Annotated in this window: 19 protein-coding genes and 1 tRNA gene; 9 read left to right on the plus strand and 11 right to left on the minus strand. The window is 61.0% G+C overall.

The window, feature by feature from the left end; translation table 11 throughout:
• Positions 1–2: 2 nt before the first annotated feature.
• From AC0NIH_RS12655 to AC0NIH_RS12665, 3 genes are all read right to left on the minus strand, one after another.
• The gene (locus tag AC0NIH_RS12655; protein ID WP_023776486.1) at positions 3–437 is read right to left on the minus strand and encodes a DUF2948 family protein; all 435 of its coding nucleotides are present in this window, start codon (positions 435–437) and stop codon (positions 3–5) included.
• A gap of 194 nt (positions 438–631) precedes the next feature.
• On the minus strand, positions 632–1,924 hold the full coding sequence (gene murA / locus AC0NIH_RS12660) for a UDP-N-acetylglucosamine 1-carboxyvinyltransferase (protein WP_023766683.1): 1,293 nt from the start codon (positions 1,922–1,924) through the stop codon (positions 632–634).
• 128 nt (positions 1,925–2,052) lie between these two features.
• Positions 2,053–2,253, minus strand: coding sequence for a hypothetical protein (locus tag AC0NIH_RS12665; RefSeq protein WP_023766684.1), 201 nt, complete (start codon positions 2,251–2,253; stop codon positions 2,053–2,055).
• Positions 2,254–2,412: 159 nt separating this feature from the next.
• Here AC0NIH_RS12665 and AC0NIH_RS12670 point away from each other — a divergent pair.
• Positions 2,413–2,487: transfer RNA gene (locus AC0NIH_RS12670), tRNA-Thr, on the plus strand.
• A 104-nt stretch (positions 2,488–2,591) separates the two neighbouring features.
• Here AC0NIH_RS12670 and AC0NIH_RS12675 read toward each other — a convergent pair.
• From AC0NIH_RS12675 to AC0NIH_RS12705, 7 genes are all read right to left on the minus strand, one after another.
• Positions 2,592–4,037 (minus strand): DUF5939 domain-containing protein, encoded by a 1,446-nt coding sequence (locus tag AC0NIH_RS12675; protein WP_473461392.1) that lies wholly within the window; start codon positions 4,035–4,037, stop codon positions 2,592–2,594.
• A 204-nt stretch (positions 4,038–4,241) separates the two neighbouring features.
• Positions 4,242–4,460 (minus strand): antibiotic biosynthesis monooxygenase, encoded by a 219-nt coding sequence (locus AC0NIH_RS12680; protein ID WP_473461394.1) that lies wholly within the window; start codon positions 4,458–4,460, stop codon positions 4,242–4,244.
• A 177-nt stretch (positions 4,461–4,637) separates the two neighbouring features.
• Positions 4,638–5,114, minus strand: a complete 477-nt coding sequence (locus AC0NIH_RS12685) for a DoxX family protein (RefSeq protein WP_224690435.1) — start codon at positions 5,112–5,114, stop codon at positions 4,638–4,640.
• 11 nt (positions 5,115–5,125) lie between these two features.
• Positions 5,126–5,911: an HvfC/BufC family peptide modification chaperone gene (locus tag AC0NIH_RS12690; protein ID WP_473461397.1), complete on the minus strand. Its 786-nt coding sequence runs from the start codon at positions 5,909–5,911 to the stop codon at positions 5,126–5,128.
• Entirely contained in the window at positions 5,898–6,932 is a 1,035-nt protein-coding gene (gene bufB / locus AC0NIH_RS12695; protein WP_473461399.1) for an MNIO family bufferin maturase, read from the minus strand. Before bufB ends, AC0NIH_RS12690 begins: the two co-directional genes overlap by 14 nt.
• Positions 6,933–6,974: 42 nt before the next feature.
• Entirely contained in the window at positions 6,975–7,244 is a 270-nt protein-coding gene (locus AC0NIH_RS12700) for a BufA1 family periplasmic bufferin-type metallophore (RefSeq protein ID WP_023766714.1), read from the minus strand.
• Positions 7,245–7,475: 231 nt separating this feature from the next.
• Positions 7,476–8,324: a patatin-like phospholipase family protein gene (locus AC0NIH_RS12705; RefSeq protein WP_473461402.1), complete on the minus strand. Its 849-nt coding sequence runs from the start codon at positions 8,322–8,324 to the stop codon at positions 7,476–7,478.
• A 232-nt stretch (positions 8,325–8,556) separates the two neighbouring features.
• On the opposite strand from AC0NIH_RS12705, the gene AC0NIH_RS12710 reads away from it, so the two are divergent.
• From AC0NIH_RS12710 to AC0NIH_RS12735, 6 genes are all read left to right on the plus strand, one after another.
• A complete protein-coding gene (locus AC0NIH_RS12710) occupies positions 8,557–8,832 on the plus strand; it encodes a hypothetical protein (protein ID WP_473461405.1) in 276 nt (91 codons plus the stop codon).
• Between the two features lie 190 nt (positions 8,833–9,022).
• On the plus strand, positions 9,023–9,298 hold the full coding sequence (locus AC0NIH_RS12715; protein WP_023766717.1) for a hypothetical protein: 276 nt from the start codon (positions 9,023–9,025) through the stop codon (positions 9,296–9,298).
• A 207-nt stretch (positions 9,299–9,505) separates the two neighbouring features.
• Positions 9,506–10,420 carry a LysR family transcriptional regulator gene (locus tag AC0NIH_RS12720; RefSeq protein ID WP_023766718.1) on the plus strand — a complete coding sequence of 305 codons (915 nt, stop codon included), beginning with the start codon at positions 9,506–9,508 and terminating at the stop codon, positions 10,418–10,420.
• Between the two features lie 192 nt (positions 10,421–10,612).
• Positions 10,613–11,095, plus strand: coding sequence for a cupin domain-containing protein (locus AC0NIH_RS12725; RefSeq protein WP_023766719.1), 483 nt, complete (start codon positions 10,613–10,615; stop codon positions 11,093–11,095).
• A 92-nt stretch (positions 11,096–11,187) separates the two neighbouring features.
• Positions 11,188–12,390 (plus strand): MFS transporter, encoded by a 1,203-nt coding sequence (locus tag AC0NIH_RS12730; RefSeq protein ID WP_473461408.1) that lies wholly within the window; start codon positions 11,188–11,190, stop codon positions 12,388–12,390.
• 45 nt (positions 12,391–12,435) lie between these two features.
• Entirely contained in the window at positions 12,436–12,900 is a 465-nt protein-coding gene (locus AC0NIH_RS12735) for a DUF302 domain-containing protein (protein WP_473461411.1), read from the plus strand.
• A gap of 65 nt (positions 12,901–12,965) precedes the next feature.
• On the opposite strand, the gene AC0NIH_RS12740 is transcribed toward AC0NIH_RS12735, so the two are convergent.
• A complete protein-coding gene (locus tag AC0NIH_RS12740; protein WP_287388631.1) occupies positions 12,966–13,877 on the minus strand; it encodes a LysR family transcriptional regulator in 912 nt (303 codons plus the stop codon).
• Positions 13,878–14,160: 283 nt separating this feature from the next.
• On the opposite strand from AC0NIH_RS12740, the gene AC0NIH_RS12745 reads away from it, so the two are divergent.
• Both AC0NIH_RS12745 and AC0NIH_RS12750 read left to right on the plus strand, forming a co-directional pair.
• The gene (locus AC0NIH_RS12745; RefSeq protein WP_473461414.1) at positions 14,161–14,943 is read left to right on the plus strand and encodes a 3-hydroxybutyrate dehydrogenase; all 783 of its coding nucleotides are present in this window, start codon (positions 14,161–14,163) and stop codon (positions 14,941–14,943) included.
• 23 nt (positions 14,944–14,966) lie between these two features.
• The gene (locus AC0NIH_RS12750) at positions 14,967–16,124 is read left to right on the plus strand and encodes a patatin-like phospholipase family protein (RefSeq protein ID WP_473461416.1); all 1,158 of its coding nucleotides are present in this window, start codon (positions 14,967–14,969) and stop codon (positions 16,122–16,124) included.
• Positions 16,125–16,146: the final 22 nt, after the last annotated feature.

Genomic DNA, 16,146 nt, shown 5'->3' on the forward strand with positions numbered 1-16,146 from the left:
ATTCAAGCCTTGTGGACGGGGCGCGACGTGGCTTCCCACGCGCCGCCGACATCGGCAAGGCGGGCCTCGATGCACTCGACATCGAGCATGATGGTGCCGCCACCGGAAAAGATCAGCTCGACGATGCCGCCCGGCTTGCTGATCTCGATGAAGCTGATCGCCAGCAGGGACAGGATCTCGGCCGGCTTGTCGCGGGCTATGCCGTTGGTCTTGGCGCCGAGCACCCTGTCGAAATGCAGTACGGCCTGCCGCCGCTCATTGTGCTGGCGAAACAGGCCCGACTTCGCCTCCCAGACAAAGCGGTTCATGGTCAGCACGAAACGCTTGGCCGAAGGCAGGAATTCGAGGTCCGAAACCTTCATCACGGCGTCCTGGACATGGGCCGAGACAATGCTCAGATCCTGATCGTCGAGCGCGATGAGTTTGAGGGCTGCCATGCTGAAAGTGCACCTGAAAGTTGGTTTAAGCCCTCTGTTAGGCGGTCTTTCCGGTCGGTGCAACCGCAGCACGGAATCCGGCCCAAGCAATGAACTGGCGGCGCCATCGGCGGAACCGCTGATCTCCCCCGCAAAGGGGGAGATTGGATGTGGCTTCGGCTTTCGCCAATCGCCAGCGCTGGAAGGCAGTTGCCTTACGCCGAAATCCGCTCGATCACCGCGCCGCAGTTGGAGAGCTTCTCTTCCAGCCGCTCGAAGCCGCGGTCGAGATGGTAGACGCGGTTGACCGTGGTCTCGCCTTCGGCGGCCAGGCCGGCAATGACCAGCGAGACGGAAGCGCGAAGATCGGTGGCCATAACCGGCGCGCCTTTCAGCTTCGCCACACCGTCGACGATCGCCGTCTGGCCCGAAAGCGTGATGTGGGCACCAAGCCGAGCCAATTCCTGCACATGCATGAAACGGTTCTCGAAGATCGTCTCGGTGATGCGCGACTTGCCCTTGGCCATCGTCATCAGGCCCATGAACTGCGCCTGCAGATCGGTCGGGAAGGCCGGGAAGGGCGCCGTCGTCACGTCGACAGGCGAAATGCCGGCGCCGTTGCGCTTCACGCGGATGCCGGAATTGGTCTGCGTGATCTCGGCGCCCGTCTGGGCGATCACGTCCAGCGCGGTCTGCAGCAATTCGGGACGCGCGCCTTCGAGCACCACGTCGCCGCCGGTCATGGCGACAGCCATGGCATAGGTGCCGGTCTCGATGCGGTCGGGGATGACGCGCACGCGGGCGCCCGAAAGCGCTTCGACGCCGTCAATGGTGATGGTTGGCGTGCCGGCGCCGGAGATCCTGGCGCCCATGGCATTGAGGCATTCGGCGAGGTTGACGATCTCGGGCTCGCAGGCGGCGTTCTCCAGCAACGTCTCGCCCTTGGCCAGCGACGCCGCCATCATCAGCACATGGGTGGCGCCGACCGAGACTTTCGGGAACACGTAACGGTTGCCGACAAGGCGGCCGTTCCGGGTCTTGGCAAGCACATAGCCGGTGTCGACATCGATGTCGGCGCCCAGCGCCTGCAGGCCTTCGAGGAACAGGTCGACCGGGCGCGTGCCGATGGCGCAGCCGCCCGGCAGCGACACTTTCGCCTCGCCCATGCGGGCCAGCAACGGGCCGATCACCCAGAACGAGGCCCGCATCTTGGACACCAGTTCGTAGGGCGCCGTCGTGTCGACGATGTTGCGGGCGGAGAAGTTGATGGTGCGCGAATAGCCTTCATTCTGCTTCTCGCGGCGGCCATTGACCGAATAGTCGACGCCGTGATTGCCGAGGATCCGGATCAACTGCTCGACGTCGGCCAGATGCGGCACGTTTTCCAGCGTCAGCGTGTCGTCGGTCAACAGCGAGGCGATCATCAGCGGCAGGGCCGCGTTTTTCGCGCCCGAAATCGGAATGCTTCCGGCAAGCTTGTTGCCGCCGACAATTCTGATGCGATCCATGGAAAACGTCCCTCTCGGCCAGAAAAGGCCGGTTCAATCGTTTGAGTATCGGCCCGTCTAGACCATTGGCCGGCGTGGTTCAAGAAATAGGATTTCGCCCACTCCGGTCCAACAGTGGCCGATTTGAGTTAATCTTTTTGTATTTCCTTGGCTCCGCCGAGCCCCTCCGGCCGCTGGTCGGCTTCCCCGGCGCGCCGCTTGTCGGCGTCGCCAGTGCGGCGTGAGCGCGACTGCGCCTTGCGCTTCTGCAGATTGGCCCGCAATTGCTCGGCGAGCCGGTCCTTTCGGTCCGTGCCGCCCTTTTTGGCTTGATTTGTCTTGTCGTTCATCGTCCCGTCCCGCCTGCCTGTCGGCCGACACCCATTCAGGGATAGCCAACATTGTGGCGCCGCCATGTCATTAAAAGCTATCCGGCAAAGGCTTTAACAGAAGCGTTGCACTTGGCCTTGCGCTTGCCGGTTCGATATGGCAGAAGCCCGCCATCAGCGGCTGCGGTAGCTCAGTGGTAGAGCACTCCCTTGGTAAGGGAGAGGTCGAGAGTTCAATCCTCTCTCGCAGCACCAGCCTATCCCTTTGAACTGCTCAAGACCGTGACTGAGGCCCTGAGTTCCCGTTCCTACGCGGTGCGAAATGGCGTTGGCACGCAATCGTGTCTATCCACACGCGTCTATCCACGTGTAATGCGATAGACAGTTGCGTCACCCTGCACACCCCGAAGGGGCGCGTCAAAAGCCACGACACGATGGCCGGCAAGCATTTCGCGAACCCCGGGCGCGGAATAGAGCGCCTCTGAAATGCAGACCTGTCCGGCTTCCGCCAAGGACTGCACGCGTGCGGCGACATTCACGGTCTGGCCGAAATAATCGAGGTTGTCGTTGAGTGTCACGGCGATCGACGGTCCACAGTGGGCTCCGATCTTGAGAATGATCCCCGGCCCGTCATGGTCACTGTTGAAGCGATCGATTTCTTCAAAGATGTGAAGTGCAGCCGAAATCGCATCCGACGGCCGCGAGAATACAGCCATCACCGCGTCGCCAATCGTCTTGACCACCGCTCCGGAATGTTGCTGAACCGCCACGTTGACCAGAGCGAAATGCTCGCGGACCAAAGCGTAGGCGTTGAGGTCACCTAGGCGCTCATACATGGCGGTCGAACCACTTAGGTCCGTGAACAGGAAGGTGATCTGCCGGATGCCGAGCCCCTCCTTCTCGTCGACACGTTCGGACCGGAACAGCTGGCGGAACGTTTGCCGCGCAAGCAGCGCTCCACCGGAAACATAGGGTTCGAAATCGAGCGCTGGCTTGTTGGTCAGCGCGACAAGCTCGGGCGGCCAGTTGATAACAAGCAACGAACCTCGCACTGTCCCTCTATTCACTACCTCGATGACAATCGGGCCAGGTTGCACAGTGGGCAAAGCCGGCAAGAAGCGTTTGCCGTCGTAATCGATTTTCAGAAGTGTCGGTGCGAACACCGGATCGCCTGATATTGGCACAGCGAACGCGGCCTGCGTCTGGACGTTGACGCCAGAAAGGGCGCCCGGTCCCAGGTCGCCGCGGAGAACTGTGGTGGTGCCGGGTGGCAGAAACGTCATGCCCCGAACGAAGCCGCGCAGAACGTCAAGAAAGCGAACGTCTTGGCCCGGTAGCCGCCCGTCATGTCCGAAATGTAGCTTCCAGTGAAAATCCTCGACAGGGAGCGTCTCGGGATCGTGGTAAGGCAGGCGCCGCAATTTCGGCGATACCGAGAAGGTGACCTCGATGAAGTCGTCGAGGTCGGTGTCGCCCGAGACGTCGCACAGGCCACAGACGTAGTGGGTCTTCAGCGTGCGCAGGGCGCCGAAACTATCGAGCACCATCCCGGACTGGGGACACAGCACATCCCAGCTCATGTCGAACAACCCACAGCGGGTGGCATGAAGGAAGAGGTCGATTGCTTCAGGCTCGGCGATTGCGCGGTCGCGAGCAAAGGACCGCGGATTAACGCGATAGAGTGAGTGGTCGTCGGCGCTCTTGATCAGCGTCTCGAATTTCGAGATGACGCGTGGGCTCCAGGCTCGCGCCTGCTCCACCTTGGTCATCTTGCTTTCGAGAAGACGATCGTCGACTACCGTCACGTCGGATCCTCAACCTTGCCTCACGACAGCCTATACGTCGAAGGCTCAGCGGACTCCAGTAGTTCGTGCGTCGCTCGTTGATTTTGATAGACGGGTGCGCACCAAGCCCCCGGTTGGGCCCCTTCAGGTCCTGATGTCGGCGATGACCGTTCCGGAGACCGGATCGGTAATGCCGAGGTCGCCGCCGAGATCCTCCAGCATGTCTCACATTGTGCCCAAAAGGCCGATCATCTGCGGCCGTGCCGCCGCGAGGCTGTCCAAGTCGTTCCATTCACCGACGACGCAGAAGGTCCGATCGCCGGTCTTGATCAGAGCGGCCTTTTGGAGGCCCGTGGCGTCGAGGGTCGCCTTCTTGTGTGCATCGATGAATGCCTGTTCCTTGCCCGGCTTGGTGCGGAACCGAACGACGTTGTAGGCAGTCATGCCTACCTCCACTGGATTGCGAAGACTCTCTTGCTTGGCCGGTCCTTACGGGCGGCATGCCCTTTTGTGTGCGGCGTGCCTTGCGCTGCGCGGGTTAGTGCGCCGTTAAAGCTGTTGGGTTCGGGTGGGCATGAAAGATGAAGATGCGCACCGCGCTTCCCTAGCTGGTCGAGATGTTCATTTTCTGGATGCTGAAAAGGACCGCTCCGCAACGTAGTCGAGCGAAAAGACGCCGGCGCCACGGGTCAGCACGAGCAGGAGCAGCGAGGCCCACAACAGATGCTCGGCCCAGTTCTCCGGGAAAACGAAAATCTGGATTACCGATACGACACCGAGCAGCATCAGTGCGCCAAGGCGGGAGAACAGCCCCAGGAAGAGCAGCACCGATCCCGTGATTTCGGCAGCCGTTGCCAGAGGCGCTGCAATCGACGGATCGATGAATGGCAGATTGTATTCGTTGGCAAACAGCTGCAGCGTCACCGGCCAGGAGGCCAGCTTCGTTTGCGCGGACTGCCAGAAGACATGCGATATCGCGAGGCGGGCGGCGAGCTGGATCAGCGAAAACGGAATGCGGTCGGGTAGTTTGATAACGCGCCTGTAGAGGCCGACAAGGCCGCCAGAATTGGGCGAGGAATATTCGGGTATCGCGGTCATGACTGTCTCCATCAGTTTGAGAGGGGATGCGTCGGGATCCGAACATCCGTGACGAGCCCGTCGCCGAACAGACGCACGAGCGCGGACACGAGATCGAATGAGGGATCGAGGGCGAGGGCACGGCTTGTGGCGTGTTCGAGGCCTAGGCCGTGCTTCAGCGAATGCCGGAACGCAAAGTTCGCCCGATCGAGAAGGACCAGCCGGACGCTATCTCCGGCTCGCCACAACGCCACGCGTTGAGGGCGCCTTATCCAGGCACTCTGCTGGTCGATCATCGCCTCTTGCTGGTGCGCCGTCCAAACGGACAGGATCGACCAGTACGAAACGATCAGCCGCAGGGAGGGCTGCAACAGGATATCGGGTGAGGGTCCCAGATTGGTGCTGTCATATTCAGACAGGGTTCGCGACGGCAGGCAAACGGCGTCGAGCGCTTCTGCGATGGTCCATTCGAGCCGAGCCGTTTCGGCCACGATCGGCATGTCGGAAAGTGTGTCGATCGTCTTCAGGAAGCGCGGGAAGCCGGCGCCATAACGCGCCAGCCGCGACTCCACCGGCGGATGCCGTCGAATGAACTCGCTGGCTACGAAACGGAAAAACCGTTCATCGACAAGGCGAACCGTGACGGGAAACACCGCCATCAGCACCGAAGTGAGCGAACTGCGGGTGTTGTTTTGGTAGATACGCAGGCGCGCCAAAGGATCGGCCTTGCCGGCGGTCAAAATTTTTGCGGCGACCAACGGCTCGATGGAGAGCACCGAGCGCGCCATGGTGGTCTGCAAGTCTTCAAGCGGCAGCATGGTATCCTCCCTGTATTATTTGCGGCAACGCTGACGGCATGACCTGTCCGGCCTTGGCGGCGGCAAATGCCGCAAGCACGGGCATGCCTGTCCTTGCCTCGGCTTCGAAGGAAACGAGGGTGGACTGTGGCCGGGGTTTTGCGGCCGCCGTTTGTCTCGCGGCCTGCTTGCGGTTGAACATGATCGAAGCGGAAAGCATGTCGGCCCACATCGCTTCGCCGAGCAGCACATCGAGAACAGGAACATCGGTGTCCCATTCGATCAGGGTAGGGCGCGGTCCAAGCCGACTTATGGTATGCTGGTAGAGCGTCCAGACAACCGGTGGCACGCGCGAGCCATGATCGTCGATGAGCACGGTGTCGGTCCCGACGTGATTGATCGCATGTCCGGCAAGATGGATCTCACCGATAGCCTCTACTGGCAGCGTATCGATGAAGGCTTTTGCATCATATTGGAGGTTGTGCGCCGAAACCTGGACGTTGTTGACATCCAGCAGCAGGCCACAGCCGGTCCGCGCGACGAGCTCGGCCAGGAATTCGGCCTCGTTCATAGACGAATCCACAAAGGCGACATAGGCAGACAGATTTTCGATCAGCACCTGCCGCCCCAGCGCGCCCTGGACGGTCTCGACATTGCGCGCCACGATCGCCAGCGCCTCTTCGTCATAGCGCAGCGGCAACAGGTCGTTCAGGTAGGCGCCGTCGGCCACGCTCCAGGCGAGATGTTCCGAGACGAGATCGGGCTGGAAGCGCTCGCAGACCTTGCGCAGCCTTTCCAGATGATCGCGGTCCACTCCTCGCGCGCTGCCCAGCGAGAGGCCAACGCCATGAACCGATAGCGGATAGATTTGGCGCAGCCGATCCAACGCCTCGACGCCGGCGCCATGTCCCATGTAGTTCTCGGCATGCACTTCGAGCCAGCCAGCGGAGGGTCTGCGGGTCAGCATCTCGCTGACGTGAGGTGAGCGAAGACCGATGCCCGCTGATGCGGGGATCGAGAGGCGCTGAAATGCACGGGACATCGGTCTGCTCCTTCCAAGGGGGTTGGCTCGAAGTCTGATCGGTCAGGCCTTAGGCTTGTCGCTGCCGCCAGCGATCTTCGCGCAGCTGCCGGCGGGCACGTAGAGCCACGAATCCGGCTGGTTGTCTGCGGTGGAGGTGCCGGCGCAGGAATGCGTCGCGGTCTGGCAGTCGTTCTGGCCAGCCTTGACGACGCCGTAGCACTTTTCGAAGGCGAAGGCGGGCTTGGCAGCCGGGCCGCTATAAGCGGCCGTTGCGGCCAGCGAAGTGGCGGCCGCTAGGGCCGATCCGATGAGGGTTTTGGCGTTGATCACAGACGTGTCTCCTGGTTGCGTTTCGAGGGAAAGACCGACCTTGCGGCCTGTCTGCAAGCAGTGTCCCTGATCCGGCGGCCGAGCTGAAATGCTGTCTCGGCATGGATTTGATACGCGGTCACTATGTTGAAGCCCCTGCCAAGCAAAAGCCCTCCGGCGGGGAACCGGAGGGCTTGGCGCCCGCATTCGGGAGCGGATCGAAGCAGGCGCGACTAGGCGGGAGGGAGGCGCCTAGACGTATCGATTTTTGCTGTTGGCGGTCGGGCGTTCGTCTTGAAAGAGATGATCGGCGAGAAGCCAATCCTCTGCTCGCTGCCGTCCTCTGTCGCGCATGTCGGTCAGTTCACCCCAGTCGGTCCACGGTCTCGTGAACAGCGCCGAGGCGGCCCGGTGCTGGCCATCGAAGATGAAGTGAATTGGCGTGCACATCATCGAGCAAGGACTGCCGGCGAGACGGCGATCCGCACAGGGCGTCATGGACAATGGTTCCTTACCAGTGACGATCAGCCGATGGCCGGTCTCAAACGGCTGCACCAACGGCAAAGTCGAAGCGTCGCCGTGGCCCCAATAGGTATCGCCGTCGATCTCCACGGCCGGGAAGAGGAAGGGGATCGTGGCCGCCGCCAGGATCGCCTCGATCGACAATTGATCGCTGGGGAAGGTCTTCAAGGCGTCTGTGCGGGAATTCGAAGCCTGAATGCTGAGGCTCACCGGGCAGCCTGTCTTGCAGATCTCCGCAATGTCGATTGACTGTTCCAGGATCGATCTTAGCGGATTGGCTGCATTGAACATCGACGCATGACTGACGCGTCGCCAGAAGTTCGTGAGTGCCGTCCGGGCGCCACGCCGACCGCCCAGGGCCAGGCCATAGGCGAGCACCGCTGCCTCCGTTGCGCCGAAACCGGACGCCGTGATGTTGCCGAAGGAAAGGGCAGGCTCGTCCAACAAGCGGTCGAGGACACCCCAGACAAATGCGCCGTGTGCATCGCTTGTCAGAACAATGTCCACCACTTGCATCTCTGCCACTGCAGGTCCTGCAGCGATGAGTTGGTTGGTTTCGATTCCGGTCTGGATATGCATTGTCTCAGTCTCCATCCCAAAAGCGCCAAGCTGGGCGTTTGATGGAAAGACTGCCGCATCTTCTCCTGTCGGCGAAATGCCAAGGTGGCATGAACTCCATAGGCAGATTGCATTGGCTGCATCGCCTCGTGCGTCGCAAGGTTTTGCAAGGCAGGCAAATCCCAGGATTTTGCTTTGAACCTGCAACACGCAGGTCGCCGGCGAGCCTTCAGCACATAGAAAGGAGCGTGCCATGACAATACGAACTGCCTGCCTGGGGGCGATTGCCCTCGGCCTGCTTGCCGGGGCCGCGGCTGCGGATCCCTTCAGCGATCTGGCTGCGTTGCCGACGTTCTATACAGACGCCTCGATGAAAACGATGAAGCCGATGGCAGGCTTCAAGAAGGCCTGGCTCGCCATGCCGAAGCATGACCGGGTCACGATGACCAAGGCCTGCAAAGATCCCGCGATGGGCAAGCCCCATGCGCAATTTTGCGTCAACGTGCTCGCCTTGGATGATGCCAAATAGCGGCCGCCGCCGAGCATCCGCAGGATGCAGAGCCGGTATAAACTTCATACGCGGACGGCATTGGCGAAATACTGAGTGATTGCACCAAAATTCGTATTGGCAAGGAGGAACCACATAGTTTTGAATTGCTGACGAATATTGCCGCAGTCGTCGATGGGATGATTGCTAAACTTCAGAGAAAGATCATACTATGAATGTAAAATCTATCTGCCTCGGCGCCTTCGCGCTTTCCGCCCTGAGCGGCGTTGCTTTCGCCGGCGTGCTCGACGAGCCGTCCAACATGCAGCCTTTCTTCACTGACGCCGGCATGAAGACGATGAAATCGGATGCCGACTTCAAAGCAGCTTGGGGCGCTATGTCGAAGGACAAGCGGGATGCCATGAAGAAAGAATGCAACGACGCAGCGATGAGCAAGCCCCATGCCGAATTCTGCGTGAAAGTTCATCAGCTCGGCGGCAACAGCTGAACGTCACCCTGGCTTTCCAGAGCGCGACGGCGAGCAAGTTGCTCGCCGCCGTCCCCTATGTCCCGCCAAAGCCTTTCAGGGCGCCAAACCGCGCCAGCCCATGACGATATGCTATGAACTCTATAGCAGCGGCGCATTGGAACGTTGATGTCGTTTGCGGCAAGGTTCGGTTGAGCAAAAAGGACTACGCAACGGGGACAAATCGGCATGGACATTCATCACATCCGCTACTTCCTTGCCGTGTGCGAGACGCGAAATTTCACGCGCGCCGGCGAAAAGTGCAATGTCACCCAGCCGGCGCTGTCTCGCGCGATCCAACAGCTCGAAGACGAGGTCGGCGGCCTGCTGTTTCGCCGCGAGCGAAACCTCACGCACCTCACCGATCTTGGCGTGCTGCTGCGCCCTCGGTTCCAACAGATCCTCGACGAACTGACCGGAGTGCGGCAGGAGGCGTCGAGATTCTTGTGCCTGGAAAACGCCAACCTCAAGGTTGGCGTCATGTGCACCATTGGTCCGCGCCGCTTCACCGGCCTGCTGACCGACTTCAACCGACGCCAGCAGGGCATCCAGCTGCAGCTGGTCGAGGGCGTGCCAGCATCGCTCTCTCAGCTGCTTGAGTCTGGCGAGATCGACGTCGCTATCATGGCATCGAGCGACAGCTTTCCGGACCGATTCGATGTCACGCCACTTTATCGCGAACGCTTTGTTCTGGCCTTTCCAAACGGCCATCGGCTGGCTCGCAACGACAATGTCGCCATCTCCGAACTCGACGGTGAAAACTATCTCAGGCGGCTCAACTGCGAGTATCGTGATCACCTCGCCGGACTGTGCACCGACCGCGGCGTGAAGCTCAGGATCTCCTACGCCAGCGAGCGCGAGGACTGGATCCAGAATATGGTTTCAGGGGGACTTGGGATCTGCTTCATCCCGGAGTTCAGCGCAGTGATCCCGGGCTTGCAGGTCCGGCCCGTCATCGATCCGGAAGTCTGGCGGGAAGTGTCCCTGGTCGTCGTCGCGGGACGCAGATTCTCGCCGGCGGCATCGGCCTTCGTCAACAGCGTCAAGGCGCATGGCTGGCCGGAAAGTGCCATAGCCCAGGCAATCCACAAGACCGCAGCCTGAAGCAAACTCCAAGAAATTCTGGCACGGCGTGCATGTGATGCCATGCGTCTGCATGCAGCCATGATGGCTCACGATAGTTTTCAGGTATCGAATTGAAAGCCAGTCAGCATTTCTCTTTCTTCGCGGCTCCGATCATTCTCCCTGTCATGCCCCGCCTCCCGCGTTTGGGCACCGACAAAGGAGAAATACAAGATGGCTACCAAGAAACTCAACCTCGCGTTTGCGGTCGGGCTGCTTTCCGCAACTGCTGCCTTTTCCGCTGCTCCGGCCTTCGCCGGCGACTGCCCTGCCGGCCAGGCCGCTACGACCGACATCCAGGAACATCCAAGCAAGCCGGTCGGCGTCGTCGACACCGTTCTCTCCGCGATCGATCTGAGCAGCAAGGGCGAGGCCTGGAAAGGCAACATGCTGCGCCTGCGCAAGCTCGTCGTGCAGCCGGGCGGCGTCGTGCCGTGGCATGAGCACAATGTCCGCCCAGCCAACATTATCGTCGTCGAAGGCTCGATCACCGAATATCGCAGCACCTGCAAGGTCGGCATCGAGCATCCGGCCGGCGACGTGACCGCCGAGTTCGGCCAGCTCGCTCACTGGTGGAAGAACAACGGCAAGGTGCCCGCGGTGCTCTATTCAGCCGACGTCCTGCCGCCGGCAATGCACGAAGACCACATGATGTGAGCCGCTCGGCGCGGCGAACAGATTCCAGCATCAGCAACTGAAAGCGCGTCCTCGGGTGATCTCCTGGGGACGTGTGGCCACGGAGCCTTGTCATGACGACCAGTGAACAGACTGAACCGACGCGGCTGCGCATGGTTGCCGCTGACAGCTGGCGCTTCGGGCTGATTGCCCTGATCGCGTTTCTCACGCTCGTCGATCTGTTCGCCACCCAGGCCATCCTGCCTTCGCTGGTGATAAAATTCGGCGTCAGCCGCGCGACCATGGGCTTTGCCGTTAACGCCAGCACGTTCGGCATGGCTGTGGCCGGGATCGCGGTGGCGCTTTTCGGCAGGCACCTCGATCGCCGCAACGGCATCTGGATCAGCCTTGCGGTGCTGGCGATCCCGACGACGCTTTTGTCGCAGACCGACAGTATCTTGCTCTTCGCCCTGCTGCGTGTTGCCCAGGGCTTGTGTATGTCGACCGCGTTCACACTGACGATGGCCTACCTGGCCGAGCATTTTTCCGCGCGGCAGACGACAAGTGCGCTTGCGGCCTATGTGACCGGCAATGTCGCCAGCAACTTCTTCGGACGGCTGATGTCGGCCGCCGTCGCCGATAGATTCGGCATTTCCACCAACTTTCTGACATTCGCCGCCCTCAACCTGATTGGCGCGGCTCTCGTCTGGTTCACGCTGCAGAAGACGTCCGCGATGATGCGTGCCGACACGATGGGCGGGCCCGCCCGTGCGGCTTGGAAGGGTCCGCTGAAAAACACCGAGCTGCGCGGCTGCTTCGCCATAGGCTTCCTGATCCTCTTCGTATTTATCGGCACTTTCACCTACGTGAATTTCCAGCTCGTCGCCGCGCCACTATCGCTGTCGCCGATGGCGCTCGGACTGGTCTATTTCGTCTTCCTGCCTTCCATGCTGACCACTCCCCTGGCCGGGCGTGTCGCCGCGGGCCTCGGTCCAAGGGTCGGCATCGGTTCGACGCTCGTGCTGGCGATCCTGGGTTTGCTTTTGCTGCTCACGACCAGCCTTCCGATCGTTCTTGCCGGGATGGCGCTGGTCGCAATCGGCACCTTCCTGGCGCAGGCAATAGCGACAGGACACGTCAGCCGCACCGCCTCGCACGACCGCGCCGCCGCAAGTGGCATTTACCTCGCCTCCTACTATGCGGGCGGGCTCGCCGGCAGCTTCGTCATCGGACAGATCTACGACCGGATTGGCTGGACCATTTGCGTGGCCGTGCTTGCCGCGGTCCTCGCCGGCGCGATCGCAGTGGCGCGCGTGCTTCAAACTCCAAAGGAATGAGACCTAACGACCGAGAATCTTGACTATCCAACAAAGGAGACTGAGATGACCAACTACCTGAAAACCATTATTGCCGGCGGCGCCATGATGATGGCGATCGTTCTCCCAGCCGCACCTTCGGACGGTGTTGTGACTGTGAAGAGCGACTATTCCGTCGGCGAGACGGTCGCGCGCATCAAGAGGGATGTTCTCAAGAAGGGCATCAAGTTCTTTGGCGTCATCGACCAGGCAAGACTTGGCAAGAATGCCGGCAACGATGTCAGGCCGTCTCGGCTGGTAATGTTTGGCAATCCGGCGCTTGGGACGACCTTCATCACATCAAATCCGGAAGCCGGGCTCGATTGGCCGGTGCGTGTTCTGGTCTATCAGACCGCGGATGGCGCGGTTTATGCGGCCTACAGCGATTTCGACTGGATCGCCAAGCGGCATGGAATTACCGACCGCGAGGCGCAGTTCAAGATGGCGACCGAAGTCATCCAGTCCGTCACCTCGACGATCAGAAAAGACTGAACGCGAACGATGCACCGGAGATCCGTGGCTCGGATATGCTAGGCCGGATGCTCGCCGCGACTGGGCTACTCGGCGGCGGACAATGCCTTCGCCCGCTCGCCGAACCACCTTTTCTGCGTAGCCTCGCGCACCAGTGCGCCAACCGCTGGCGAGTGCCGGCGGCCGCGCACAGTGACAAGATTGACCTCGCGCCAGAATTCGGGGTCGGTGATCGGCAGGGCCACCACTCCCGCGTGCTTGGCGGTATGCTCGGGCATGAAACCGAAACCAAGGCCGGCGGCGATCATCGCGAGTGTCCAATCGTCGCGATCGCTCCAGTAAACGGGGCTTACGGTGACGCCCTGCTCGGAGAGAACGGCGTCGGCATAGCCGGCAAATTCACAGTTGTTGCGGTGGATGTAACTTTCATTGCTCATGTCTTTCACTTGCACTCTGCGCTGGTTGGCGAGGCGATGGGTCAGATGGACCGCCATCACCATCTGCTCGCGAAAAAGTGGCAAGGAGTGCACTTCCTCGTCGGGAATGTTCGACGGCAATGCGTAAATGGCAGCCTCGAGATCGCCCTCGAGCAGCCGCCGCCGTAAACTCGGCGCGTCGGCGTCGCAAAGATGAAGCTCCACACCCGGGTGATGGCCGCGGATGGACGAGATGAGCTCGATGATCTCGTCGGGAGCAATCGTGCTCATGATACCGACCCTGAGTGGCGTCTTCTTCAGATGCACATACTGCTCGGCTATCTGCTTGGCCTGCCGGGAGTTCTCAAAAACACCCTCAAGATAGGTTTCGACCATGCGGCCGAGTTCCGTGAGATGGGTGAAGCGTCGCTCACGATGAAAAAGCGCACCGCCAAATTCGTCCTCGAGCAGCTTGATGGCGCGTGAAAGCGCCGGCTGCGTGACGTTGCACTGCTCGGCCGCCCTGGTGAAGTTCAATTCCTTGGCGACGGCCAAGAAGTATCTGACTTGGCTGATCTCCACTGCACGCTCCCCCGGCGGCCTGGTATACGGCACTGCCCGTGTTGCAGTGAGACCTTACTAGCTGCCCCAACGTCAAACAAGCCAAGGCGGTTGGGTCCACGGCGTCGCCCGCGCCGAGCTGATGATCTGACCCTCAGCTATCGAATCCATGTCTCAACGGCATTTCCGCTGCTTCGGGCGGCTCGCCATACTTGGGCCAGAACTCGAGACCTGGGCGCGCAAGCCCGTTGCTCGCAGCCGTTGCCGGCCATCCCGACTGCGGCTCCAACCGAAGGAAACGACGATGCTCAGAGGAAAGACAGCACTCATCACCGGCTCGACCAGCGGCATCGGCAAAGGCATCGCCGAGGCCTTCGCGGCCAAAGGCTGCAACATTGTGCTCAATGGTTTCGGCGATACCGGTGAGATTGAACTGCTGCGGGCAAAGCTTGCCGCTGACCACGGGGTGACCGTTCGTTACGACAATGCGGACATGAGCAAGGGTGGCGCGATCACTGAGATGATGGACAAGGCGATCGCCGAGTTCGGCGCGGTCGACATCCTCGTCAACAATGCCGGCATTCAGCATGTCGCACCGATCGACGAATTCCCGATCGAGAAATTCGAGGCGGTCGTGGCGATCGATCTGATGTCGTCGTTCTACACGATCCGGCGAGCGCTGCAGGCGATGAAGGAGCGCAAATGGGGTCGCATCATCAACGTTGCATCCGCCCACGCCCTTGTCGCCTCGCCCTACAAATCCGCCTATGTCGCCGCCAAGCATGGGGTCGCCGGGCTGACCAAGACGGTCGCGCTGGAAGTCGCCGAACAGGGCATCACCGTCAACGCGGTATGTCCAGGTTATGTGCTGACCCCGCTGGTTGAAAAGCAGATACCGGACACCGCCAAGGCACGCGGAATTACCGAGGAGCAGGTGATCAAGGACGTCCTCCTGGCGGCCCAACCAACCAAACAATTCGTGACCGTCGCCCAGGTAGCGGCACTCTGCCTGTTTCTGGCTTCGGACGACGCAGCCTCGATCACCGGAGCCATCATCCCGATTGAAGGCGGCTGGACCGCACACTGAACCGGCAACGAGGAGCAAAGACCATGAACAAGATCCCCCGAAATCCTCCGACTGCTGAACCGTTGCCGGAGATCGCCCATGTGGCCGATGCTGCCGTTCAGCGGCAAACGGTGTTGGTGCTACAAGGCGGCGGCGCCCTCGGTGCCTATCAGGCCGGTGTCTACCAGGCGCTCGTCGAAGGCGGGATCGAGCCGGATTGGGTCATAGGCACCTCGATCGGCGCCATCAACGCGGCGTTGATTGCCGGTAACGAGCCAACGGTTCGGCTGGCGAGGCTTCAGGAGTTCTGGGAAAGCGTCAGCCGTATCAGTCCGCTCGACGAGTTTTTCCGGATGATGGCTCCAAGCAATATTTTTGCCAATATGGGCACAGTGATGCGCGGCATACCGGGATTCTTCGAACCGAACCCCAGCGCCATGTTCGGCGTGAACCGCGAAGTGGGTGTCGAGAATGCCTCCTATTACACGACCGATCCACTCAAGAGGACGCTGAATGACCTGGTCGACTTCGACTATCTCAACCGGCGCCATACCCGCCTGACGGTCGGCGCTGTCAACGTCAACACCAGTGAACTCAAATACTTCGACACGCGAGAGATGACCCTGTCGGCGGCTCACATCATGGCGTCGGGCGCCTTGCCGCCGGCGTTTCCGGCGGTCTGTATCGACGGCGAGCCTTACTGGGATGGCGGCATCTATTCGAACACGCCCATCGAGGTCGTGCTCGACGCGCGTCCGCGGCGCGACTCGCTGATCTTTGCCGTCAACATGTGGCAGCCTCGCGCTACCGAGCCGAAATCGATCTGGCAGGTGATGGGGCGGCAAAAGGACCTTCAATTCGCAAGCCGCGGCAAAAGCCACGTGGCCCGGCAGGAGCAATTGCATCGTCTGCGCCACGTCGTGCGTGAAATGGGAAAGCTCGTCCCGGACGAGCGGCGCGAGGATCCGATGTTCAAGGAACTCGCGTCCTATGGTTGCCCGTCTGTCATGCACCTTGTGCGGTTGCTTTCACCACGCCTCGACGGCGAGGACCACACCAAGGACATCGACTTCACCCGCGCCGGCATCCGCACGCGCTGGCAGGCGGGATACGAGCATGGGCAGCGCGTCCTCACGGAGAAACCCTGGGAATGCGACATCGACATGCTGCAGGGCATCGTCATCCACGAATCGCAAGAGTGAATTGTTCGAGCGCGGCGAGGCC

The organism is Mesorhizobium sp. WSM1386 (assembly GCF_055901595.1).